At 73.2% G+C, this 23,044-nt stretch carries 16 protein-coding genes; 9 read left to right on the top strand and 7 right to left on the bottom strand.

The genetic code is table 11. The features are described from left to right. Positions 1-157 precede the first annotated feature (157 nt). A complete protein-coding gene (locus P1P70_RS17855) occupies positions 158-3,247 on the bottom strand; it encodes a glycoside hydrolase family 2 TIM barrel-domain containing protein (RefSeq protein ID WP_319238532.1) in 3,090 nt (1,029 codons plus the stop codon). A 278-nt stretch (positions 3,248-3,525) separates the two neighbouring features. Here P1P70_RS17855 and P1P70_RS17860 point away from each other — a divergent pair, with 278 nt between their 5' ends. Beyond that, positions 3,526-5,940 carry a SpoIIE family protein phosphatase gene (locus P1P70_RS17860; protein ID WP_319238535.1) on the top strand — a complete coding sequence of 805 codons (2,415 nt, stop codon included), beginning with the start codon at positions 3,526-3,528 and terminating at the stop codon, positions 5,938-5,940. A gap of 146 nt (positions 5,941-6,086) precedes the next feature. Continuing rightward, a complete protein-coding gene (locus tag P1P70_RS17865; protein WP_319238537.1) occupies positions 6,087-7,346 on the top strand; it encodes an SLC13 family permease in 1,260 nt (419 codons plus the stop codon). On the opposite strand, the gene P1P70_RS17870 is transcribed toward P1P70_RS17865, so the two are convergent. Beyond that, positions 7,276-8,286: a helix-turn-helix domain-containing protein gene (locus tag P1P70_RS17870; protein WP_319238540.1), complete on the bottom strand. Its 1,011-nt coding sequence runs from the start codon at positions 8,284-8,286 to the stop codon at positions 7,276-7,278. The two genes, P1P70_RS17865 and P1P70_RS17870, sit on opposite strands and share 71 nt — an antisense overlap. Positions 8,287-8,350: 64 nt before the next feature. On the opposite strand from P1P70_RS17870, the gene P1P70_RS17875 reads away from it, so the two are divergent. Beyond that, positions 8,351-9,145: a phytanoyl-CoA dioxygenase family protein gene (locus P1P70_RS17875; protein ID WP_319238543.1), complete on the top strand. Its 795-nt coding sequence runs from the start codon at positions 8,351-8,353 to the stop codon at positions 9,143-9,145. Positions 9,146-9,232: 87 nt separating this feature from the next. Here P1P70_RS17875 and P1P70_RS17880 read toward each other — a convergent pair whose 3' ends face one another. From P1P70_RS17880 to P1P70_RS17890, 3 genes are all read right to left on the bottom strand, one after another. Next, on the bottom strand, positions 9,233-9,898 hold the full coding sequence (locus P1P70_RS17880; protein ID WP_319238545.1) for a response regulator transcription factor: 666 nt from the start codon (positions 9,896-9,898) through the stop codon (positions 9,233-9,235). After that, entirely contained in the window at positions 9,895-11,100 is a 1,206-nt protein-coding gene (locus tag P1P70_RS17885) for a sensor histidine kinase (protein WP_319238548.1), read from the bottom strand. The genes P1P70_RS17880 and P1P70_RS17885 overlap by 4 nt, the downstream gene beginning before the upstream one ends. 312 nt (positions 11,101-11,412) lie before the next feature. After that, positions 11,413-12,576 carry an ABC transporter substrate-binding protein gene (locus tag P1P70_RS17890; RefSeq protein ID WP_319238551.1) on the bottom strand — a complete coding sequence of 388 codons (1,164 nt, stop codon included), beginning with the start codon at positions 12,574-12,576 and terminating at the stop codon, positions 11,413-11,415. Positions 12,577-12,850: 274 nt separating this feature from the next. Here P1P70_RS17890 and P1P70_RS17895 point away from each other — a divergent pair, with 274 nt between their 5' ends. From P1P70_RS17895 to P1P70_RS17910, 4 genes are all read left to right on the top strand, one after another. Beyond that, positions 12,851-15,631 carry a helix-turn-helix transcriptional regulator gene (locus P1P70_RS17895; RefSeq protein ID WP_319238554.1) on the top strand — a complete coding sequence of 927 codons (2,781 nt, stop codon included), beginning with the start codon at positions 12,851-12,853 and terminating at the stop codon, positions 15,629-15,631. Positions 15,632-15,869: 238 nt separating this feature from the next. Continuing rightward, complete coding sequence (locus tag P1P70_RS17900; protein ID WP_319238557.1) at positions 15,870-16,694, top strand: alpha/beta hydrolase; 825 nt, start codon at positions 15,870-15,872, stop codon at positions 16,692-16,694. 40 nt (positions 16,695-16,734) lie between these two features. Next, positions 16,735-17,532, top strand: a complete 798-nt coding sequence (locus P1P70_RS17905; RefSeq protein WP_319238560.1) for an alpha/beta hydrolase — start codon at positions 16,735-16,737, stop codon at positions 17,530-17,532. Positions 17,533-17,595: 63 nt separating this feature from the next. After that, positions 17,596-18,387: an MBL fold metallo-hydrolase gene (locus P1P70_RS17910; RefSeq protein WP_319238563.1), complete on the top strand. Its 792-nt coding sequence runs from the start codon at positions 17,596-17,598 to the stop codon at positions 18,385-18,387. Here P1P70_RS17910 and P1P70_RS17915 read toward each other — a convergent pair. Beyond that, positions 18,377-18,979, bottom strand: coding sequence for a flavoprotein (locus P1P70_RS17915; protein ID WP_319238574.1), 603 nt, complete (start codon positions 18,977-18,979; stop codon positions 18,377-18,379). The genes P1P70_RS17910 and P1P70_RS17915 overlap by 11 nt on opposite strands. A 53-nt stretch (positions 18,980-19,032) precedes the next feature. Then, positions 19,033-20,061 carry a helix-turn-helix transcriptional regulator gene (locus tag P1P70_RS17920; protein WP_319238566.1) on the bottom strand — a complete coding sequence of 343 codons (1,029 nt, stop codon included), beginning with the start codon at positions 20,059-20,061 and terminating at the stop codon, positions 19,033-19,035. Between the two features lie 255 nt (positions 20,062-20,316). Here P1P70_RS17920 and P1P70_RS17925 point away from each other — a divergent pair, with 255 nt between their 5' ends. Both P1P70_RS17925 and P1P70_RS17930 read left to right on the top strand, forming a co-directional pair. After that, a complete protein-coding gene (locus P1P70_RS17925; RefSeq protein WP_319238569.1) occupies positions 20,317-21,354 on the top strand; it encodes a sugar ABC transporter substrate-binding protein in 1,038 nt (345 codons plus the stop codon). A 9-nt stretch (positions 21,355-21,363) separates the two neighbouring features. Continuing rightward, positions 21,364-23,044 (top strand): sugar ABC transporter ATP-binding protein (locus tag P1P70_RS17930; RefSeq protein WP_319238571.1); only part of this gene is annotated, 1,681 nt, incomplete at its 3' end.

Genomic DNA, 23,044 nt, shown 5'->3' on the forward strand with positions numbered 1-23,044 from the left:
GTGTCGGGTGGCGCGGGTGGGGCAGTGCGTGGGAGCGCTCCCAGATGCGGACGTTGGCCATGCTGTTAGAGACATGACAGCCCGTCAACGGTCCGGACGGGACTGGTTTTCCCGTCCGGACCGAAGCGGCCGCTTCGCACCCGCCGACGCCACGCGGTCAGACCGCGAGGACGTCCAGCCTGCTGATCCGCACGGCGCCGCGCGTCTCGCCCGGATGACGGCTCGTCAGCGTGAGCCGGACGCGGGAACCGCGCACCGGGGTGAACGTGATCGCGGTGGGGGCATCGGAGACAGCGGCCCAGTCGATCGTCGCGCCCTCGACGGGGACGTACCGTCCGCCGTCCCACACCTCCACCTCGACAGCCTCGGGCAGGGTGTGCCCGGCGTCGACGGTGAAGGAGACCTCGACCCGGTCGAGCGTCCCGGGCCGCCCCCAGTCGACCGAGATCCAGTCCTCGGGCCGTGCCCCGCTGAACGCGGGCAGCAGGGCGGTGGCCGCCTTGAGGAAGGCGTTGGACCAGCCGGTGGCGGGATCGCCGTCGAGCACGGCGGCGGGCAGGGTGTCGGGGCGACCCGAGTAACTGGCGTCGGCGTGAGGGTAGGTGACGGAGGCCGGGTGCTCGGGCTCGAACGCGGTGGCCGGGGTCGTCGACCTGTCGCGCGCAGGGGTGGCCCGCACGCTGACCTTCCCGGTGCGCAGCCCCTCCACCCGTGCCGTCACCCGCGTCGTCCCCGCCTCGACGCCCGACCGTACGATCGCGAGCGCCTTGCCGCCGAAGGCGGTCCGGGTGGAGGCGCGGTAGCGCTCGGCGCTCTCCTGGCGGCCGTTGTCGAGGCCCGCGAGGGAGCCTCCCCGGACGTCGAAGGTGATGAGGTGCTCGGCGTCGGGGACCACCACGCCCCGGGCGTCGACGATCTCCGCGGTGACGAAGGCCAGCGAACGCCCGTCCGCCGGCAGGGACCTGCGGTCGGTGGTGAGCCGTACGGCGTGCGGCGCGCCTGCCGTGCGCAGGACGTCGGTGGCGACGACCCTGCCGTCGCGCCGTGCGACCGCCTTCAGCTCGCCGGGGGTGTACGGCACCTTCCAGGTGAGGTGGAGTTTGCCCGCGCTGCCGTTGGGGCTCGTGTAGCTGCCCGGGTAAGGGCCGTCGGTGAAGGTCTTGTCGTCGCCGGTGGGTTCGGTGGTCTCCAGGTAGGACCGCCCGTCGAGGGTCTGCTTCTCGTCGAACCTCCTCGTTCCGAGGGACTTGCCGTTGAGGAACAGTTCGACGGTGGCGACGTTGGAGTAGGCCCACACCTCGACGGTGTCGCCCTCGGCGTGGTTCCAGGTCATCGGCAGCAGATGGACCATGGGTTCGCTGGTCCACTGGCTTCTGAACAGGTGGTACATGTCCTTCGGGAAGCCTGCCGTGTCGACCGCGCCGAAGAAGGACGCCTTCACCGGGAAGACGTCGTACGGCGTGGGTTCGCCGATGTAGTCGATGCCCGACCAGAGGAACTGTCCGGCGAACCACTTCCGGTCGCGGTCCTTCTTGTGGCCGTACTCGCCGCTCATGGTCCAGGAGGCGAGGTTGTTGTCGTAGGAGGAGACGCCCCGTCTGCCGGGGGTGTGGTTCTCGCCCGTGTTGAGGCGCTCGGGCTCCTGGTAGACGCCTCTCGTGGAGGTCTCGGACGACGACTCCGACTCGAAGAGGAACAGGTGCGGGTAGCGGGCGTGCAGGGCGTCCACCGACCTGGCGGTGTTGTAGTTGAGGCCCAGACCGTCGAGCTTGGCCAGGATCAGGTCCCCGGGGGACCCGGGGGCCGGGACGCTGCGGTGGCGGTGGGAGCCGATGACGATCGGGCGGGTGTCGTCGGAGGCCTTGACGGCGGCGATGAGCCGGTCCGCCATGGCCAGTCCGGCGGTGGAGGTGAACTCGGAGACCTCGTTGCCGATCGACCACATGAGGACGGCGGGCGAGTTGCGGGCCGCCAGCACCATCTCGGTGACGTCCCGGTCGGCCCACTCGTCGAAGAAACGGCCGTAGTCGTAGCGGGTCTTGGGGCTGCGCCAGCAGTCGAAGGCCTCGACCGTCATCACGATGCCCAGTTCCTCGCAGACCTCGATCATCTCGGGCGAGGGCGGGTTGTGGGAGGTGCGGAAGGCGTTGACCCCCATCGACTTCATGATCGTCATCTGCCGGCGGATCGCGTCGGCGCTGACGGCGGCACCGAGCGCGCCCAGGTCGTGGTGGAGGTCGACGCCCTTGATCTTGTGCGGGGTGCCGTTGAGGTGGAAGCCCTCGTCGGGGTCGAAGCGGAAGGTGCGGATGCCGAAGGGGGTGCGACGGGTGTCGGTGGTTCGGCCGCCGACGCGCAGTTCGGTGGTGAGGGTGTAGCGGTACGGGTCCGCGAAGTCCCAGAGTCTCGGCTCGCGGACGGTCAGTTCGTGGGTCGCGGTCGCGGTGTCGGTGACGGCGACCGTGGAGGACGTACGGGCGACCGTCCGGCCGCGGGCGTCGACGACGCGGGAGACGACCTCGACGTCCGCCGTGCCGCCGGAGGCGTTCACGACGGTGGTGCGGACGCGGACGAGGGCGCGCTGCTCGGTGATGTCCGGTGTGGTGACGCAGGTGCCCCAGCGCGCCACGTGCACGGGGTCGGTGACGACCAGTCGGGCCTCACGGTAGATGCCACTGCCGGAGTACCAGCGGCTGCTGGGCAGGCGGTTCTGGACCTTGACGGCGATGACGTTCTCGGTGGTGCCGTCGGTGTGCAGCAGGTCGGTGAGGTCGAAGGCGAAGCCGGTGTAGCCGTAGGGGTGGCGGCCCACCTCGGTGCCGTTGCAGTGGACGTGGGAGTCCATGTAGACGCCGTCGAACTCGACCGAGATCCGCTTGCCGGTGAGGGAGGGCGGCAGGGTGAAGGTGGTGCGGTACCAGCCGAGGCCGCCGGGGAAGAAGCCGGTGCCGCTGGTGGTGCCGTGCTCGGTGGTCGGGGCGAGTTCGATGGACCAGTCGTGCGGGACGGCGACCCGCCGCCAGCCGGAGTCGTCGTACCCGGGGCGCGCGGCGTCGGCGTACTCGCCGGTGGGATCGGTGATGCCGCCGGGGTCGACGAGGGCGAAGCGCCAGCCGTCCCGGAGCGGGACGGTCCGGCGGGTGGACGCGGAGCGTGGCCCGGGGGCGGCGGCCGCGGTGCCCGCCAGCGCTCCCGCCAGCGGGGCGGAGGTGCCCGCGACGAGCAGGGATCTCCGGGTGACGGTCATGGTGCGTGTTCCCTTCGTCGAACGTGCGGGGGGACGTTCCGGGAGCCGTGGAGCGCAGGACCCCACAAGCCATCACAGGCAATCGCGACCGAACAAAACGTGACCGAACAAAATCTGACGACCCGCCCCAGGGACGTCAAGAGCCCCTCGCGCCACTTGCGAACACGGGTTCAGCAAATCGCGCGGAGGTACGGTTTCCCGTCCGCTTTCCCGGCGGAACGCATAGGCTGGAATTCGCCCGTAAGCCCGTTCGGTCCGGCGGAATGGAACACGCGACGATGAGGAGCCGCAAGGTTACGCTCGGTGACACCCCTGCGTATGCCCTGGACGGTGCCGCCACCGCGCGGGCGGCCATGGACGGCGACGGCACGATCGTCGAGTGGAACGAGGGCGCCAGTCGTCTGCTGGGCTGGCAGGCGACCGAGGTCGTGGGCCGCCCGGCCGAGGAGCTGCTGGCCCCCGGGGGCTCCTTCCTCCCGCCCCCGCCGGGCAGTCGCAGCTGGAGCGGCACGCTCGCGTTGCGTCACCGCGACGGGCGCACGGTGACGGCGTGGCTGCTCGCCCACCACCGGGGCCTGAAGAGCACCGACGGCAACGGCAGCTGGCTGGTTCTCTGTCCGCTGGACGATCCCGGTCCGTTGGTGCGCGACGATCCGCTCGCGGCGACCGTCATGTTCCAGTCGCCGTGCGCCATGGCCGTCTTCGACGACCGCCTCAGGCTGCGCGGCATCAACGACGTCATGGCGGACGCCGTGGGGATGCCCGAGGAGAACCTCCGGGGTCTGCACATGTCCGAGATCCTGGGCGGCCGCCAGGGCGAGAAGCTGGAACAGCACCTGCGCGAGGTTCTGGCGCTGGGCCGCCGCAAGGACGTGCAGACCTTCCTGCGGGCGGCCGACGAGAACCGCGCCCACGCCTGGTCGGCGGCGATAGCCCCGCTCACGGACGAGTCGGGGACACCGATCGGGGTCTGTGTCACCGGGCACGACATCACCGAGCAGTACCTGGCGCGGCAGCGGCTGCAGCTGGTCAACGAGGCGAGCATCCGCATCGGCACCACCCTCGACGTGCGGCGGACCGCCCAGGAGCTGGCCGACGTGTGCGTCCCGGTCCTCGCCGACTTCGTCAGCGTCGACCTCATGCAGTCCCTCGACCACGGCGACGAACCGCACGAGGGCCCGCTCTCCGCGCCCTTCACCCTGCGCCGCGCCGCCCACCAGTCGGTGACCCCCGGCTGCCCCGAGGCGGTGGTCGAGGTGGGCCGGACCGATGTCTACCCGGCCGGCTCCCCCCAGGCGGCGTCCCTGTCGGTCGGGCACACGATCGTGGCGACGGACCCCGCCAACACCCTCTCGGACTGGCTCGCCTGGGACCCGGTACGCAGCCAGCGGGTCAAGGAACTGGGCATCCACACCACCATGTCGGTGCCGATCCGGGCCCGCGGCACCACCCTCGGTGTGGCCGTCCTGACCCGCTTCAAGCGGCTCGACCCGTTCACCCCCGACGACGAGCTGCTGGCCGAGGAGGTCACGGCCCGCGCCGCCGTCTGCATCGACAACGCCCGCCGGTACTCCCGCGAACGCGAGACCGCCCTCGCCCTCCAGCGCAGCCTCCTCCCCCAGACCCTCCCGCGCATGCCCGCCCTGGAGGCCGCCTCCCGCTACCTCCCGGCGGCGCAGGCCGGGGTCGGCGGCGACTGGTTCGACGTCATCCCGCTGTCCGGGATGCGGGTGGCCATGGTCGTCGGCGACGTCGTCGGCCACGGTGTCCAGGCCTCCGCCACCATGGGCCGCCTGCGGACCGCCGTGCGCACCCTCGCCGATGTCGACCTCGCCCCCGACGAACTGCTCACCCACCTCGACGACCTCGTCGTACGGCTGTCCGCCGAGGCCGGCAGCGAGGGGGTGACCGGTGAGGTGGGCGCCACGTGCCTGTACGCCGTCTACGACCCGGTGACCCGGCGCTGCACCTTCGCCCGTGCCGGGCATCCGCCGCCGGTCGTGCTGGACCCGGACGGACGGCCCATGGAGGTCGAAGTGCCGTCGGGACAGCCCCTGGGCCTCGGCGGACTGCCCTTCGAGTCCGCCGAACTCGAACTGCCCGAGGGCACGGTCATCGCCCTCTACACCGACGGTCTGATCGAGACCCGGGACCGGGACATCGACGCCGGCCAGGAGCTGCTGGCCGAGGCGCTGTCCGGCCGCAAGGGCGCGTTGGACGACATCTGTCAGGACGTCGTGCAGTCCCTGCTCCCCGCGAACGGCGCTCCCGACGACGTGGCGCTGCTGCTGGCCCGCACCCGGGGGCTCCGCGCGGAGCGGGTGGCGACCTGGTCGATACCCGCCGACCCCGCGTTCGTCGCCCGGACCCGTCAGTACGTGCTGACGCAGATGGCGCTGTGGGGCATCAGCGAGTCGGCGTTCACGGCGGAGCTGGTGGTGAGCGAGCTGGTCACCAACGCCATCCGGCACGGCGCCCCGCCCATCCAGCTGCGCCTGATCCACGACGACACCACCCTCATCTGCGAGGTGTCGGACGGCAGTGGCACCGCGCCGCATCTGCGCCGGGCCAAGACCTTCGACGAGGGCGGGCGCGGTCTGCTGCTCGTGGCCCAGCTGACGCAGCGCTGGGGCAGTCGGCACACCGAGGACGGCAAGACGATCTGGGCGGATCTGGCGTTGTCGGAGGAGTGAGCACGGCCTCGGCAGGGTGAGCCGGGTCTCACCGCGGGGCCGTACGCGTGTTCGTCGGGTGTCGGCGGGCAGCTGTAGGGTGCACCGGTCTCCGCGCCGTCGAGCGCACTGACTCCCCCGACGAAGAACGCCCCGAAAGCCCTGCCGTGAACACCGCCCTCGCCGAGGTCCTGTCCGTAGTCCTGCTCGTCGTCGTCCTCGGCTGGGCGGTCGCCCGCCCCTTCGGGCTGCCGGAGGCGGTCGTCGCCGTACCGGCCGCCGGGATCGCCGTCGCCGTCGGTGCCGTCTCCCTGGACCACGCCCGCGCCGAGGCCGAGCTGCTGGGGCCGGTGCTCGGTTTCCTGGCCGCCGTGCTGGTGCTGGCCAAGCTCTGTGACGACGAGGGGCTCTTCCAGGCGTGCGGGGCGTGGATGGCGCGCGCGTCGGCGGGCCGGCCCCGTCGGCTGCTGGGGTCGACGTTCGCGCTGGCCTCCGGCATCACGGCGGTGCTCAGCCTGGACGCGACGGTCGTGCTGCTGACTCCGGTGGTGTTCGCGACCGTGGCCCGGCTGGGTGCCCGCCCCAAGCCGCACCTGTACGCCACCGCGCATCTGTCGAACACGGCCTCGCTGCTGCTGCCGGTCTCCAACCTCACCAACCTGCTGGCGTTCACCGCGAGCGGGCTGACCTTCACCCGGTTCGCGCTGCTGATGGCGGCGCCGTGGGCGGTGGCGGTGGCCGCCGAGTACCTGGTGTTCCGGCGGTTCTTCGCGGCCGATCTGGACGCCGGGGCGCCCGCGCCCGAGGAGGCCGTCGAGGCGCCCCCGTTGCCGATGTTCGCGCTGGTCACGGTCGTGTGCACGCTCGGCGGGTTCGTGCTGACGTCCGTACTCGGCATCGAGCCGGTGTGGGCGGCGCTGGCCGGGGCCCTGGTGCTCGCGGTCCGCGCGCTCCTCCGCCGGACCACGTCCCCGGTCGCGCTGTCGCACTCGCTCTCCCTGCCCTTCCTCGCGTTCGTGCTGGCGCTGGGCGTCGTGGTGCGCGCGGTGGTCGACAACGGGCTCGCCGACGCGCTGGGCCGGGTGATGCCGTCCGGCACCGGTCTGCCGGCCCTGCTCGGCGTCGCCGCCCTGGCCGCCGTCCTCTCCAACGTCATCAACAACCTGCCCGCGGTCCTGGTCCTGGTCCCGCTGGCCGCCCCGCTGGGCACGGGCGCCGTCCTCGCCGTGCTGCTGGGGGTCAACATCGGCCCGAACCTCACGTACGCCGGTTCGCTCGCCACCCTGCTGTGGCGGCGCATCGTCCACCAGCACGCCCACGACGTGGACCTCGGCGAGTTCACCCGCCTCGGCCTCCTCACCGTCCCGGCGGCCCTGGTGTCGTCGGTGGTGGCGCTGTGGCTGTCGCTGCTGGCCTTCGGCGGCTGAGGCGTCTGTACTCCCCCGGCGGCACCCCGTAGCGCTGCCGGAACACCCGGCTGAAGTGGAACGGGCTGGCGAACCCGGAGGTGGCGGCGACCCGTTCCACGGGGAGTTCGGTGGCCTCCAGGAGGCGGGCGGCGTGCAGCAGCCGGGCGTGGCCGAGGGCACGCATCGGGGAGTGGCCGAGCTGCTCGGTGAACAGGTGTGCGAAGCGGGACGGGGAGAGGGAGACCCGCTCGGCGAGGGAGCGGACGGTGTGCGGGGCGCCGGGGTCGGCGGCGATCAGGTCCTGCGCCCGGCGGATCCTCGGGTCCACACCCGAGTGGCGCGGCTCCGCCCTGGCGGTGGTGAGCAGCACCACCTCCTCCAGCGAGCACAGGGCGAGTTCAGTCGCCGCCGTGCCGTGCGCGACGGCGACCTCGTCACGGGGCGCGACGGTCCTGGGCGCCGGGAGGGCGCCGCCTCCCTCCGGCGGCTCGACGTCGGTGCTCGGGGCGGGCGGGGTGCCTTCTCCCGTCCAGCGGGCGTCGGCGAGCATGCGGCGGAAGGCCGCGTCGACCCGTTCGCGGATGCCGTCGGGGGCCGGGGGAACGGCGTAGACACGGTCAGCGGTCTCGTACGGCCCCAGCCAGCCGGTCCAGGACGGGCGCGCCTGGCAGTGCACCCACCAGAACGCCCAGTGCCCGGCACCGGGCCGGACCATGTAGTGCTGCGGCACCCCCGGGCCGAGGACCACCAGGTCGCCCGGGCCCGCCGGAGCCCACGTCCCGCCCTGCCGCAGCAGCCCCCCACCACCCGTGGTCCAGGTGAACAGCCAGCTGTCCGCGCCGCGCGGCCGGTGCACGGCGTAGGACGGCCGCTGGTCGAAGCGCCCGATGATCACCTGGCCCGGCGACGGATTGACGGGTGCAGCAGTCTCGGGCAGGTCGTCAGCACGCACAGGCATCCTCCCGAAGAGCGCTCGAACCTAGCTTGGAGTACGCAGACGACGCCGAGAAGGGATGCCACGGATGACAGTCGTGGACAACACCGGGTTCGAGGAGAACGGCTATGTGGTGGTGCGGGGGCTGTTCTCCCCCACCGAGATCGAGCAGTTGTGCGACCGGTTCGCGGCGCTGCGGGCCGGCGGTCCGATCCCGGGTCACTTCCAGCCGCGCCCGGTCCCGGCGGACGGGACGGCGGATCCGCTGCATGTCCACCCCCGGGTGATGCACCCGCACCGCATCGACGACCTGTCGCTGCGGGTGCTCCTCGACGCCCGGCTGCGGGAGATCCTGGAAGGGCTGCTCGGGGAGGAGGTCCTGGCCGCGCAGAGCATGTTCTACTTCAAGCCGCCGGGGGCCCGGGGGCAGGCCCTGCACCAGGACAACTTCTATCTGCGGGTCGAACCGGGGACCTGTGTGGCCGCGTGGATCGCCTGCGACGTGATCGACCGGGACAACGGCGGTCTGGAGGTCGTGCCGGGGACGCACCGGATGGATCTGTTCTGTCCGGAGGTGGCGGACTCGGAGGTGTCCTTCGCCCGCGAGTACGTCGCGCCGCCGCCCGGCCTGACCCCCGTGCCCGTCGACATGGCCCCGGGTGACGTCCTCTTCTTCAACGGCAGCCTGGTCCACGGCTCCCAGCCCAATCACACCACCGACCGCTTCCGCCGCTCCTTCATCGGCCACTACGTGGGCCGCTCCGCCGAGCGCATCGGCCGCTACTACGAGACGTTGACGATGGCCGGTGCGCGTGTGGCTCTGCCGGAGAGCGAGGGGGCGGGGCCGTGCGGCACGGAGTTCGAGCCGGTGGGCGCGCACTGATGCCTCGCGGCCGGGCGGTTCGAAGTCGGGTGCGGGTCCGGTGGGGGCTGGTCGCGCAGTTCCGGAAACCGCACCCGTCCGCTCCGCTCAGCCCAGTTCGATCAGGCCCCGTCGGGCCGCCTCGGACACCGTGGCGGCCCGGTTCTCCGTGCCGAGCTTGCGGTAGACGCGGACCAGATGGGTCTTGACGGTGGCCTCGGTGAGGAAGAGGCGGGCGGCGATGGAGCGGTTGCTGTGGCCCAGCGCCAGCAGGCGTACGACCTCGATCTCCCGGTTGCTCAGGGCAGGCCCCGGATCGGCCAGGTGTCCGGCCAGGTGCCCGGCGGCCTCCGGGGCCAGCGCCGTGCCACCGGCCGCGGCGGCACGTACGGCACGGAAGAGTTCCTCGGGCGGTCCGGCCTTGAGGACGTAGCCACGGGCGCCCGCCTCCATCGCCCGTACGACATCGCCCCGCGTCCCGGAGCTGGTCAGGACGACGACCCGGCTGTCCGGGGTCCCGGCGGTGATCCGCCGGGTGGCCTCGAGACCGCCCACCCGGGTGCCGGGGGCCGTGTCGTCGCTCAGCCGGAGGTCCATCAGCACCACGTCCGGGATCAGTCGCGCGGTGAGGCGGACGGCCTCCTCGCCGTCGCCTGTCTCGCCGACCACGTCGAAGCCGGGTTCGCCGCTGAGCAGGGCGCGCAGGCCGGCGCGTACGACCACGTGGTCGTCGACGATCAGGAGACGCAGCGGGCTGTCACCCGGGCCGGTCACCGGCTGCCCGCCGGGCCCGCCAGGGCGAGGGCGTCCACGGGGAGGCTGGCGCGGGCCAGGGTGCCACGACCGGGTGCGCTGCGGACGGTGAGCGAGCCGCCGAGGGCGCCCAGACGCTCGCGGCCGGCGGTCAGGCCGAGACCACGCCCGCCCGGCCCCGCCGACGCCACCGCCGCGTCGAACCCCACGCCGTCGTCCTGTACCTCCACGGTGACGGTCCTGTCGTCGCGGTGGTCGAGGGTGACCCAGACGTGCCGGGCGCGGGCGTGTTCGCAGGCGTTGGCCAGCAGACCCTGGGCGACACGGAGCAGGGCCGCGGCCCGCTCGCGGGGCAGGTCACCCGGTTCGCCCTCGGTGCGGAACACCACCCGCGACGGCGCGGCGGTGTCACGGGCGCAGAGGGTGCGCAGGGCGGTGGTGAGGTCGTCGTGCTCCAGGGCGGGCGGGGTGAGGTCGCTGATGATGGTGCGGGTCTCGGCGAGGTTGGCGCCGAGCGCGTCCACGACCGTACGGACCTGGGTCCTGGCGAGGTCCGGGCGGCGGTCCCAGTCACGGTCGGCGGCCTGGAGGAGCATCCGGCTTCCGGCGAGTTCCTGGGCGAGCGTGTCGTGCAGGTCGCGGGCGATCCGGGCGCGCTCGGCGAGACGGCCGGCCTCGCGCTGTCTGCTCGCCAACTCGGCCCGGGTGCGCCGCAGTTCACCGAGAAGCCGCTGCTGGGCGCGGTAGAGGGCGACCGTGACCCAGAGCGCTACGACCGGCGGGACGACCAGTTCGGGGTGCGGGGTCCCGGAGGTGCGGACGATCAGCAGGACGAGCAGCACGGTGATCCCGGCGCAGGTCGCGACCGCCGTACGGCCCGTGAACACGCGCAGGGCGAGGATCGCCAGCGGCAGCGCCAGCCAGGTGTAGGCGGTCGCGACCTGCGGAGGCATCGCCCAGGAGACCCAGCACCACAGCGCCAGCAGCGCGCCGAGCCAGAGCGGCCGGCCCCGCCGCCCCAGCCGGTCCCAGAGGGCGAGCCCGGCCACGTACCCGACCGCCAGCACCATGACGAGCGGGACCAGTTCCCAGCAGAGCGCGGAGTTCAGCTCGACGAGGCTGACCACGCCGCCGATGGCGACGGTGAGGAACAGCAGGTCCGGGAGCCGCCTCGGCGACAGCGGACCTCGGCGTACGAAGGCGGGTGCGGCGATGGCGGGCACGGCGGGCGATTCCCTCTGCGACGGTCCGGACGGGCACGGGGCTGGCGGGGCCAGCCGAGTGTAGAGGCGTGACACGTGTGACCGAGGTAAAGAGGAGTGAACTCGCCTGCCCGCCGGGCCCGTTGAGCGGAGCACCGTGGGGATGTCGCGCCCGTGGAGCGGCGTCCCGTGGAGCGGCGTCCCGTGGTACGTCGCGCCCGTCGCGCGGCGCACTGCGGTAGGCCGTGCCGTCGCGCGGCGTCCCATCGTCCGCCGCGCACGGCTCGTCCGCCGCGCACGGCGGTCCGGGTGCCGTCAGCGGTCCGGGTGCCGTCAGCGGCCGGGGTGCAGGCCGAGGAAGCCCGGGGTCGGGTCGCCCTGGACCTCGCCGAAGTAGAGGGCGAAGGTCTGCTTCCACCGCTCGACCTGGGCGCGGTCCTCCATGAAGCGGGGGAAACCGTCGAGGTGGGCGTTGCGGTAGGTCCAGACGGGCTTCAGGCCGCCGGCGGGGGTGATGTCGGTGCGGACGGACCAGCCGTTGGAGGAGCCCTGCTGGCGTTCGGCGGACAGTGCCCAGTTGAGGTACAGCTTGGCGGCGGTGGGGTGGGCGGCCTTCTTGAGGATCGCGGCGCGCTGGCCCCAGGCCATGAAGGGGTGCCCGTCGGCCACCGCGAACCGGGTCGGGGCCGTGGAGGGCGCGGTCAGCGAGCCCGACCCGCCGACGCCGATGGCCTTCCGGCCGCTGTTCACGGCCACGCCCGGGGTGTGCGAGCCACGGTTGAACTGCGGCTGCTGCGCGGCGAACCGCGCGATCCAGTCCCAGCCGTAGGCCTCCTGGTAGAGGGAGTAGAGGTAGAGCACCGCGTCGTCGTCGTGCGGGTAGGAGGAGGCGATGGCGCCCTTCCAGCGCGGGTCGACCAGCTCCTGCGGCGACGTGGGCGCGTTCCCGGCGACGGCGTCGACGCCGTACATGTAGCTGAAGGCGGTGACCCGGACCGCCGTCCAGGCGCCCTGCGGGTCGCGGAAGTCCTTGTACAGCTGGGAGAAGCCGGCGGGCTTGTACGGCAGCAGCTTGCCCTGGCTCTTCCAGCGGGTGAAGTCCTGGAGCGTCTGGAGCTGGACGAGGTCGGGGACCAGGGTGCCGGTGGCGAGCTGGTTGTCGACGCGGACGTCGTGGTACTTGCTGTAGTCCACGATCATCGTCAGGTCGATGTCGGGGAAGCGGGTGCGGAACGCCTGGGCGGTGGAGTCCTGCTGGGTGGCGGTGTCGCCGCCCGCGTAGATGACGAGCCTGCCGCCCTCGGCGACCGCGTCGCGGTACAGCTCGTCGAGGGAGCGGGTCTCCTCGGCGCCCGCCGCCGTACGGGAGCCGGGCACCGACGCGGTGGCGGCGGCCTGTGCGGTGGCCGCCTGTGCGGTGCCGGTCGCGGCGAGGCCGCCGAGTGCGGCGCCCGCGCCGGTGGTGAGGATGCGTCGCCTGCTGAAGCTGCTGGCCATATGGGGGAAGGTCCTTTCCGGGCTGGTCCGTGGGGCGGTGCCGCCGCCGCGGCACCGTAAGTCTGTGATCGGCGGGGTCCGCCGCGCGTCGCCCGTAAGCCGCCGATCCGTTCAACCGTTCGGTTGAACGCGACCTCATCCGTCACGGTTCGACCCCTCCGTACCGCTCTCGCCCTATGCCCGTGTACGCCCGGCCGCGCGCTGATTGAATGGGGCGGCTTCACCAAAACCTCATACGGCCTGCACAAGAGGCCCATCGTCGAAGGGCGTCGTCGTGGTTCTCAAGGGGCGGGTCGGGGAACGTCAACGGCTCGAACGACTGGTGGCGGAGGTGCGGCGCGGGCTGAGCGGGGTCGTGCTGTTGCGGGGCGACGCCGGGATCGGGAAGACGGTGCTCCTCGAGCACGCGGGCCGGGAGGCAGCCGATCTGCGGGTGTTACGCGTGGCGGGCGTGGAGTCCGAGGCGGGCTTCCCGTTCGCCGCGTTGCAGCGGCTCCTCCTGCCGTTCGTCGACGGGCTGAAGGAGCGCGACGAGCCCGGTGGGCTGCCACCGTCGCAGCACGAGGCGCTCAGGGTGGCGTGCGGGCTGGCCGACGGTCCGCCCGCCGACCGGTTCCTGGTGGGGCTCGCCACGCTGACGCTTCTCGCGGAGGCCGCGAAACGACGGCCGGTGCTGGCGTGTGTGGACGACGCGCAGTGGCTCGACGAGGAGTCGCTGGGCGTCCTCGCCTTCGTGGGACGCAGGGTGCACGCCGAGGGTGTGGGGCTGCTGTTCGCGGCCCGGACCGGGTTCGAGGCACCGGCGGGGCTTCCGGTCGCCGAGGTGGGCGGCCTGGAGGAGCCGTTCGCCCTGGAGCTGCTGCGGGAGGCCGTCGCCGGGCCGCTGGACGCCCGGGTGGGCGCGCGGATCGTGGCCGCGACCTCCGGGAACCCGCTCGCGCTGACCGACCTGGGGCAGGAGTTGACCGCCGATCAGCTCTCCGGCTCGCTGGCGCTGCCCGAACCGCTGCCCGTGGGCGGCCGGTTGGAGGCGCACTATCTGCGGCGGGTGCGCGAGCTGCCGGTCGCGGCGCGGACCTGGCTGCTGTTGGCCGCGACCGCGCCGGGCGGCGACCTCGGCTATGTCACGAGCGCGGCGCGCCGCCTCGGGATCGGGCCCGAGGACTCCGGCCCGGCCGAGGCGGCGGGGCTGGTGACGCTGCGCACGGCCGCCGAGTTCCGGCATCCGCTGGTGCGGTCGGCGGTGTACGGCGGTGCCACCAGCGTGGAGCGGGGGCGGGCCCACCGGGCGCTGGCCGAGGTGACGGACCGGCCCGCCGACTCCGACCGGCGGGCCTGGCACCTGGCGGCGGCCGCCCTCGGACCGGACGAGGAGGTGGCCGCCGAACTGGAGCGCTCGGCCGACCGGGCGGGCGCGCGCGGCGGTCACGCGGCCCGCGCCACCTTCCTCACCAGGGCCGCCGAACTGTCCCCGGGGGAAGGCGCCCGCGTCGGCCGGCTGCTGGCGGCGGCGGAGGCCGCGCTGTCGGCGGGGGCGCCGCTCCAGGCGGAGTCGCTGCTGGACGCGATCGACGTGGCCCTGCTCGGCGACGTCGGCCGGGGCCGGGCCCTGCTGGTGCGCGCCCAGGCGGTGATGTTCCTCGGTGACGCGGGCGGGTTCGCGGCGGCTCCCGCGCTGTGTCTGCGTGCCGCGCGATCCCTCGCCGACGGGGCCCCGGAGACGGCCCGCGAGGCGCTGCTGCGGGCGGTGCGGAGCGCGATCACCGCCGAGCACCTCGTCCGGGACACGACGTGGGCCGACATCGCGCGGGCCGTGGACGACCTGCTGCCGCGCACGGCGTCCGCCACCGGCGTCGACCTGGTGCTGCGCGCCTTCGCCGTCCTCGTCACCGACGGCTACGAACAGGCCGTGCCCCACATGCGGCGGGCCCACGAGATGGTGCGGGACCCCGGCACCTCGGACCACGACGTGCTCCGCGCGTATCTGCCCACCGTCACCCTGACGATGATGCTCTGGGACGAGGAGACCCAGCGCGCGGTCACCCGCCGGGCCGCCGACCTCGCCCGGGACACCGGCTCCCTGCTGGAGCTGGACAGCGCCCTGTACTGCTCGGTGATGCACGAGACCAACCTCGGTGAACTGGCCCTCGCGGACGACCTGTACGCCCAGGGCTCGCAGATCCGCGCGGCGATCGGCGCCACCGACGACATGTGGGCGCTCTACCGGCACCCCGAACTGCTCGCCTGGCACGCGGACACCGAGGAGCTGGAAGCGGTGCTGCGCGGCTCCATGGAGGCCGGTACCTGGCTGGGCAGCGGCGCGGTGGAGTCCATCGCCCGTATCGGGATGGCGGTCCTCGCCCTCGGCTCCGGCGACTACGCGCGGGCCCGCGCGATCACCCAGGAGCTGGTCGGACGGGATGCAATCGCGTGCCACTCCCGGCTCCTCCCCCACCTGGTCGAGTCGGCCGTCCGCTGTGGCGACCGGGTGCTGGCCACGACGGCCCTGCGGACCCTGGAGTCCCGGGCGACGGCCACCGGCACCCCGTGGGCGCTCGGCCTGCTGGCGCGCTGCCGGGCCCTGCTCGCGCCCGCGGGCGAGGCCGATCCGCTGTACCGCGAGGCGATCTCGCTGCTCTCCGGCGGCGGCGCCCGCGCCGACCTCGCCGTCGCGCACCTCCTCTACGGCGAGTGGCTGCGCCGCCGCAAACGCCGCAAGGCCGCCCGCGAACAGCTGCGCACGGCGCTGACGATGTTCGACACCATGCGGGCTCGGGGCTACGCGACGCGCGCCGCACGGGAGTTGGCCGCGACCGGTGAGCATCCGCGGCGCGGTCCGGCGGGAGCGGACGGGGCGCTCACCCCGCAGGAACTGTCCATCGCCCGGCTCGCCGGGAGTGGCTGCACCAACGCCGAGATCGCCGCCCGGCTGTTCATCAGCGCGAGCACGGTCGACTACCACCTGCGGAAGATCTTCCGGAAGCTCGACGTCACCTCGCGGCGGCAGCTGGCGCGGGTCCCGGAGCTCGGAGGGGGCGCCGACACCGGTTCCTGACCCCGGAGACGGCTGTGGGTCCGGGCTCTTGACCTCCGAGACGGCGGTCGGCGCGGGTCCCGAACCCCGGAGGCGGCAGCTGTGGCGAGGGGGAGGGCCTCGGCATAGCGTCGGTCACGGGGCGGCGGACCACGCGGTCCGCCCGACCGGTCACGACTACGCGTTCCACAGGATTCGGCGCCGTGCCGCCCCGCCGGAGGATGCACCGGTCGGACACGCCCGCAGACGGGAGCACCCCATGCCGTACGTCACCACAGCCGACGGGGCACAGATCTTCTACAAGGACTGGGGCCAGGGCCGCCCGGTCGTGCTCAGCCACGGCTGGCCCCTGAACTCCGACAGCTGGGAGGCCCAACAGCTGTTCCTGGCCGGGCACGGATTCCGCGTCGTCGCGCACGACCGGCGCGGGCACGGCCGCTCCACCCAGACCTGGCACGGCAACGAGATGAACACCTACGCCGACGACCTCGCCACCCTGATCGACACCCTCGACCTGCGGGACGTCACGCTCGTCGGGTTCTCCACCGGCGGCGGCGAGGTGGCCCGCTACGTGGGGCGGCACGGCACGGGGCGGGTCGCGCAGCTGGTGCTGGTCTCCGCCGTGCCGCCGTTCATGCTCAGGACCGACGACAACCCCGACGGCGTACCCGTCGAGGTGTTCGACGCGATCCGCGCCGGGTCGCTCGCCGACCGGTCGCAGCTGTACCGGGACCTCGCCGACGGCCCGTTCTTCGGCAACAACCGGCCCGGGGCCGACGTGTCCCAGGGCGTGCGGGACGCGTTCTGGCTCCAGGGCCTGCAGTCCGGCCACCGCAACGCCTACGAGTGCGTCGCGGCCTTCTCCGCCACCGACTTCCGCGCCGATCTCGACGCCGTCGACGTGCCCGCCCTCGTCATCCACGGCGACGACGACCAGGTCGTGCCGTTCGAGGTGGGCGGCAGGGCGTCGGCGGCCCGGATCAAGAACGCGACGCTGAAGGTCTACCCGGGAGCCCCGCACGGCATCACGGACACGCACAAGGACCAACTCTGCGCGGATCTCCTGGAGTTCCTGGGCTCCTGAGCGTCCTGTCCACCTCGTTGCGGTTCCTGGAAGGAAAACGATGAGCAGTCCCGACACGATCGTCCTGATCCACGGCTTCTGGGTGACGCCCCGGAGCTGGGAGCACTGGATCGCCCACTACGAGAAGCGCGGCTTCCGGGTTCTCGCCCCGGCCTACCCGGGCTTCGAGGTGGAGGTCGAGTCGCTGAACGCCGACACCACCCCGATCGAGAAGGTGACGGTCCCCCAGATCGTGGACAGCCTGGCCACCGTCGTCCAGGGTCTCGACAGGCCGCCGATCCTCATCGGCCACTCCGCCGGCGGCGTCTTCGTCCAACTGCTCCTCGACCGGGGCCTCGGCGCGGCCGGCGTGGCGATCAACTCGGCGCCCACCGAGGGCGTGGCCGTACTGCCGCTGACCCAGATCAAGTCGGCGTTCCCGGTGCTGAAGAACCCCGCCAACCGGCACCGCGCGGTCGGCCTCACCTTCGAGCAGTGGCACTACGCCTTCACCAACACCTTCCCCGAGGAGGAGTCGAGGGCGTTGTACGAGCGGTACGCCGTCCCCGCGTCCGGCAGCATCTTCTGGGACAGCGCCCTGGCCACCCTGCGCCCCGGCCACCAGAGCACCTATGTGAACTACCACAACGAGGACCGGCCGCCGCTGCTGTTCGTCTCGGGCGAGAAGGACCATCTGATGCCGCCCAAGGTCCAGCAGTCCAACGCCAAGCACTACAAGTCGCACACGGTCACCGAGGTCAAGGAGTACCCCGGGATGCCGCATCTGCTGCCCGCCGCGCCCGGGTGGGAGGCGGTCGCGGACCACGCCGTGGACTGGGCGGTCGCGCAGGCGCGCTGAACTCCCGCACCCGGGGTGGCCGTCGCCACGGCCGCCCCGGGTCTTTCCGGAAGGGATCCCCGTATGACCGGCGTCCGCGTCACACACATCGGCGGCCCGACCACCCTGATCGAGATCGGTGGTCTGCGGCTGTTGACCGATCCGACGTTCGACCCGCCGGGCCGCCGCTATGCCTTCGGCTGGGGCACGTCGTCGCGCAAGACCGCCGGGCCCGCGCTGTCGACGGCCGAACTGCCGCCGCTGGACGCGGTGTTGCTCACGCACGACCATCACGGCGACAACCTCGACGACGCCGGGCGGGCCCTGCTGCCCGGGGTGGAGACCGTGCTGACCACCCCGGCCGGGGCCCGGCGCCTCGGCGGCAACGCACGGGGACTGGGCCCCTGGGACACCTGGAAGGTGTCCTCCGCCGACGGCACGACCGTCCAGGTGACCGCCACCCCCGCGCGGCACGGCCCACCGCTGTCCCGCCCGGTCGTCGGCGACGTGACCGGCTTCGCCCTCTCGTGGCCGGGGCAGCGCCACGGCGTGCTGTGGATCTCCGGCGACACGGTCCTCTTCGACGGCGTACGGGAGGTGGGCCGCCGTCTGACCATGGGCACCGCCCTGCTGCACCTCGGCGGCGTCGGCTTCCCCGTCACCGGCCCGCTCCGCTACACGATGACCGCCGCCCAGGCCGTGGACGTCTGCCGGCTGCTGCGGCCCCGTACCGTCGTGCCGGTGCACTACGAGGGGTGGAGCCACTTCCGTGAGGCCCGCGCGGCGGCCGAGCGGACCCTGGCCGGGGCCCCCGCCGAGGTACGGGACGTGTTCCGCTGGCTGCCGATGGGGACGGCGACGGAGCTCAGCGTGTGAGGGGCGTTCCCGCCTCGCCCGTCTCCAGCAGGTCCAGCGCGCGTTCCCAGTGGAACTCCGCGCGCCCGCCGTCCTCCTCGGCCCCACCGGCGTACGGGTCGCCGAACCTGACGCCCATGCCGCGCAGTCGCTCCAGGCTCGCGCGGTACGCGGGGTGGGCGGCGAGGGCATCGGCGACACAGGGCAGCACGGCAATCGGGACGCCCAGGCCGCACGCCTCGCACAGGGTGCCGACCGCGAGGGTGTCGGCCAGTCCGGCGGCCCACTTGTTGACGGTGTTGAAGGTGGCGGGCGCGACCACCACGGCGTCCGGCGGCGGGAAGGGGCGGGCGTCGCCCGGTCGCCGCCAGGCGGAACGGATCGGGCGGCCGGTCTGCGCCTCGACCGCGGCCACGTCGAAGAAACCGCCCAGGGCGACGGGGGTCGCGATGACCCCGACCTCCCAGTCGCGCTCCTGGGCGGCCGTGATCAGCTTGCTGACCTCGGCGGCGACACCGGCCGCACAGACGACGACATAGAGGAAGGGCCGCCCACCCGCTCCGGACCCGCCTCGTCCCGGCTCCCCTCGCCCGGAACCGCCACGTCCCGGCAGGTCGTCGGCCGTGTTCGCAGTCGCAGTCACCCGTCGACCTTACTGAACCCCGCTCACCCTCCGGGCGATCTCTCGACGAAGCGTTCGACGTCCTCGGCGGTCGGTCGGAGCAGCCCGTCCCGTACGGCGAGGGCGGTGGCCTCGGCGCGGGAGGCGGCGCCGGTCTTGCGCAGCAGATGTTCGACATGGGTGTGCACGGTGCGCGGGGAGAGGAACAGTGCCTGGGCGATGGCCTGGTTCGTCCGGCCGGTGGCCGCCCGGGTGAGCACCTCCAGTTCGCGCGGGCTGAGCCCGTACGGCAGCGGGGTGGGCGTCTCGTGGACGAGTACCGCGCTCCGTACGACGGCCGTGCCGAGGGTGTGGCGGCGCACGGTGACCCGGTACCAGTCGGGTCCCACGGGCCACAGCAGGCGCAAGCGGGTGCCGTGCGCGTCGGCGAAGGCGTCCAGGAGGCGACGGAACTCGGGGTCCCGGAGGACCACGGCGAGGTCCCGGCCCGGGAGTTCGAGGGTGTCGCCCGCGACGACGAGGCCGGCCCCGCCGTCCGCCGGGAGGTCGGGGAGGTCGCCCGCGTGCCCGGTGGGGTCCGCGAGGGCACCCAGGGCGGGCAGCAGCGACGCCAGCAGGTGACGGGTCGCGGTGTCGTAGGCGTCGGGGGTCGCCGTGGAGAGGGTGATCAGGCCGACGAGCCGCCCGTGGTGGCGCAGGGCGCCGGTGACGGCGTCGCGGACGCCCGCCGGGCGCATCCGCTCGGCGTAGAACCAGCCGTCGCGGTAGCGCTCGCCCGGGTCCTCGACGTCCTCGCAGATGGAGGGCGGGATCTCGCTGCGCAGGACGTTGGCGTACCAGGGGGTCGAGACGAACTCGGCGGCCAGCGCGGCGGAGACGTCGGCGTCGTAGCCGACACCCGCGACCTGGACGTGGGCGCCGGTGATCGGGTCGATCTCCAGGAGGGTGGCGGCGTCGAGGGGCAGCGCGCGGCCGAGTTCACGCAGGGCCTCGGCGCAGGCGGCGGCGGTGTCGCGTTCGCGGGTGAGCATGCCGATGCGGGCGGCGGCCGCGAGCTGGTGATGGGTGAGCATGCGCGCCTCCCGGGGCCGCCCCGAGACCGGTACAGGTCTTTTGGACCCTAACGATAGGCGCAGGGGGACCCCCGAACAAGAAGTTCACCGATCCGTGACAGCCACACCGGCCGACCGACACCCGGCCGCCGCCGGCCTACGGCGTCCGGACTCGGTATTTGTACGGATGGTGGGGCGGGGCGGTGGGGTCTTTCCTGTTCGGCACAGCAGGACGCCCGTCGTCGACGGGCCCCGTCCCCCTTGGAGATCCCCGCCATGACCAGACGCTCCCTTTCCGTCACAGCGGCCTCGCGCAGGCAGTTCCTCGCCTGGTCGGCCGGCGCGGTCACCGCGACCGGGCTGGCCGCCACGGGCTGCAGCGCTCCGGAGAGCAGCTCCGGTGCGGCGAAGGCGGCGGACGCGTCTCCCTCCGCACGCAAGCTCACGCAGATCGGCCTCGACTACCCCTTCACCCAGATCCCGCTCTACAGCACCCTGGTGAAGCTCTCCACGGCCGCGGCGAAGAAGCACGACGTCAAGCTGCTGACGACGAGCGACGCGAGCAACCCCGACACCCAGGCCAGCAACCTCAACGCCTGGGTCACGCAGAAGATGCCCGCGATCGTGTCGTTCCCGATGGTCTTCGAGGCCACCGAGTCGATCGCCAAGGCGGCGCTCGACGCGGGCCTGATCTGGGTGACATACGGCGGGACGCTGGAGAACCAGAGCGCCGACATCCAGTTCAGCTTCCGCGAGAGCGGCACACTGCTCGGCGAGGCGGCCGCGAAGTGGGCCGACGAAGAGCTGAACGGGAAGGGGAAGATCGCGTTCCTGGTCGACAACACGATCGAGCTGGGCCGGGAACGCACCAAGGGCATGATCGACGCGTTCACCAAGCTCGCGCCGGGTGTCGACGTGGTGGCGCAGGAGCAGGCCATCGACCCCGACACAGGGCTGTCGAAGTCCAACGCGCTCCTCGCCAAGCACCCCGACCTGAACATCATCCTCGGCATCACGGACGCCGCGGCGTACGGCGGATTCAAGGCGTTGCAGCAGAGCGGGCGGAAGAACGGCGACAAGAAGACGTTCGTCGGCGGCCAGGACGGCTCGGCCCCCTCCTTGCTCGCCATCAAGCAGGGCACCTTCTACCGGGCTTCGTCCGCCCTCGCCCCGCAGGACATCTCCAACGCCATCGTCGACGTGCCGCTCGCCGTGGCCGCCGGGAAGGCGAACCCGAGCGTCGAGGTGCCGGTCAAGCTGGTCCAGCGCGGTGACACGGCGGAGATCGACGCGCTGCTCGCCCAGAACGGCTAGGGCGGCGCGATGGCCGACACGAGCGACACGACGGGGGCGGCGGCCCTGCCGCCGAACCTGCGGATCACGTCCCTCAGCAAGTCCTTCGGCGGGGTGCGGGCGCTGGACGGGGTGGACCTCACCGTGCCCGCCGGCCAGGTGCACGCCCTGCTCGGGCACAACGGCGCCGGCAAGTCCACGCTGATCAAGTGCCTGGGCGGGGCGTTCCCGCCGGACGCCGGGACGATCGAGGTGGGCGGGGTGCCGTACGCCCGGCTCAGTCCGCGTGAGTCGATCGCGGCGGGGGTGGCGATCATCTTCCAGACGCTCAGCGTCGTGGACTCCCTGACCGTGGCCGAGAACATCTTCCTCGGGCAGGAGTGGACCCGGTACGGGCGGATCGACCGCCGGGCCCAGGAGAAGGTGGCCGCCGAACTCCTCGACCGTGTCGCCGCGAGCTGCTCGCCGCGCGACCGGGTGGCTGAACTGCCCATGGGGCAGAAGCAGTTGGTCGAGATCGCCAAGGCGCTCAGCCGCAGCGCCTCGGTCCTGGTCCTCGACGAGCCCACGGCCGCGCTCTCCGGCGCCGAGAGCGACGCCCTCGCGACCCGGGTGGAGGACCTGCGCGCCCAGGGCCTCGCCATCGTCTACGTCACCCACCTCCTGGCCGAGGTCGAACGCCTCGCGGACGCGGTGACCGTCCTCCGCGACGGCCGAGTCACCCACACGGCGACCGGCGTCCACCACCGCCAGGACCTGGTACGGGCGATCACGGGCGCGGACGGCCCGCCGAAGCCCCACCGCGACACGGAGGCCCCGGCGACGGCGCCGGGACGCGGGGCGACCACCGCCCCGAACCGCGCCGAACCCCACCCCTGCGGCCCGGCGCCGGGCGAGGACGGGCCGACGGTGCGCAGCGGTTCCGTACCCGGTGCCGCTTCGGCCTCCTCCTCCCCCTCCCCCGCCCGTCTCTCCCTGCGGGGGCTGCGCGGTCCCGGATTCGGGCCGGTCGATCTCGTCGTCGGTGAGGGCGAGATCGTGGGGCTGTACGGGCTGATCGGGTCCGGGCGCACCCGGGTGCTGGAGACGTTGTTCGGCAGGCGGCGGGCCGAGGGCGGCAGCGTCCGCGTCGGGGAGCGTGCCGTCTCCCCGGCCCGCCCCGCCGACGCCCTCGCCGCCGGTATCGCGCTGGTGCCGGCGGACCGGCGGACGCAGGGCCTGTTCGCGGGGCTGAGCGCGCAGGACAACGTGCTGCTGCCGAGCGTGCGCACGCTCGCCCGGCGCGGGGTGCGGGCCCTCGGCGCGGAGCGCCGGGTGTTCGGCTCGCTCGCCGAGGCGGTCGGGCTGCGCCCCGCGCGGCCGGGGCTGCCGGCCTCCGCGTTCTCCGGCGGCAACCAGCAGAAGCTGCTGCTCGGCCGGTGGATCAACGAGGCGAGGTCCGTCGACGTCCTGCTGCTCGACGAGCCGACCCAGGGCGTCGACGTCGGCGCCCGCCAGGAGATCTACGACGTCGTCTCCACGCTCGCCGCAGAGCGCGGCACGGCCGTGCTGTTCGCCTCCAGCGACCCGGAGGAGGCGGCCGACCTCGCCCACCGCTGTCTGGTCGTCGACCGGGGCCGGATCGTCGCCGAACTCTCCGGCCCGGACCTCACCGAGGCGTCCCTGCTGGCGGCGGTCCACGACGCGGGGCCCGCGCCCCGGCAGCCGCACC

This window comes from Streptomyces sp. MB09-02B (assembly GCF_033794485.1).
Classification (GTDB): Bacteria; Actinomycetota; Actinomycetes; order Streptomycetales; family Streptomycetaceae; genus Streptomyces.

Coding starts and splice junctions, on each gene's coding strand:
- P1P70_RS17925 (WP_319238569.1), top strand. CDS start 20,317: ATGACCAGACGCTCCCTTTCCGTCACAGCGGCCTCGCGCAGGCAGTTC.
- P1P70_RS17860 (WP_319238535.1), top strand. CDS start 3,526: ATGAGGAGCCGCAAGGTTACGCTCGGTGACACCCCTGCGTATGCCCTG.
- P1P70_RS17870 (WP_319238540.1), bottom strand. CDS start 8,286: ATGCCTGTGCGTGCTGACGACCTGCCCGAGACTGCTGCACCCGTCAAT.
- P1P70_RS17900 (WP_319238557.1), top strand. CDS start 15,870: ATGCCGTACGTCACCACAGCCGACGGGGCACAGATCTTCTACAAGGAC.
- P1P70_RS17875 (WP_319238543.1), top strand. CDS start 8,351: ATGACAGTCGTGGACAACACCGGGTTCGAGGAGAACGGCTATGTGGTG.
- P1P70_RS17855 (WP_319238532.1), bottom strand. CDS start 3,247: ATGACCGTCACCCGGAGATCCCTGCTCGTCGCGGGCACCTCCGCCCCG.
- P1P70_RS17910 (WP_319238563.1), top strand. CDS start 17,596: ATGACCGGCGTCCGCGTCACACACATCGGCGGCCCGACCACCCTGATC.
- P1P70_RS17890 (WP_319238551.1), bottom strand. CDS start 12,576: ATGGCCAGCAGCTTCAGCAGGCGACGCATCCTCACCACCGGCGCGGGC.
- P1P70_RS17920 (WP_319238566.1), bottom strand. CDS start 20,061: ATGCTCACCCATCACCAGCTCGCGGCCGCCGCCCGCATCGGCATGCTC.
- P1P70_RS17905 (WP_319238560.1), top strand. CDS start 16,735: ATGAGCAGTCCCGACACGATCGTCCTGATCCACGGCTTCTGGGTGACG.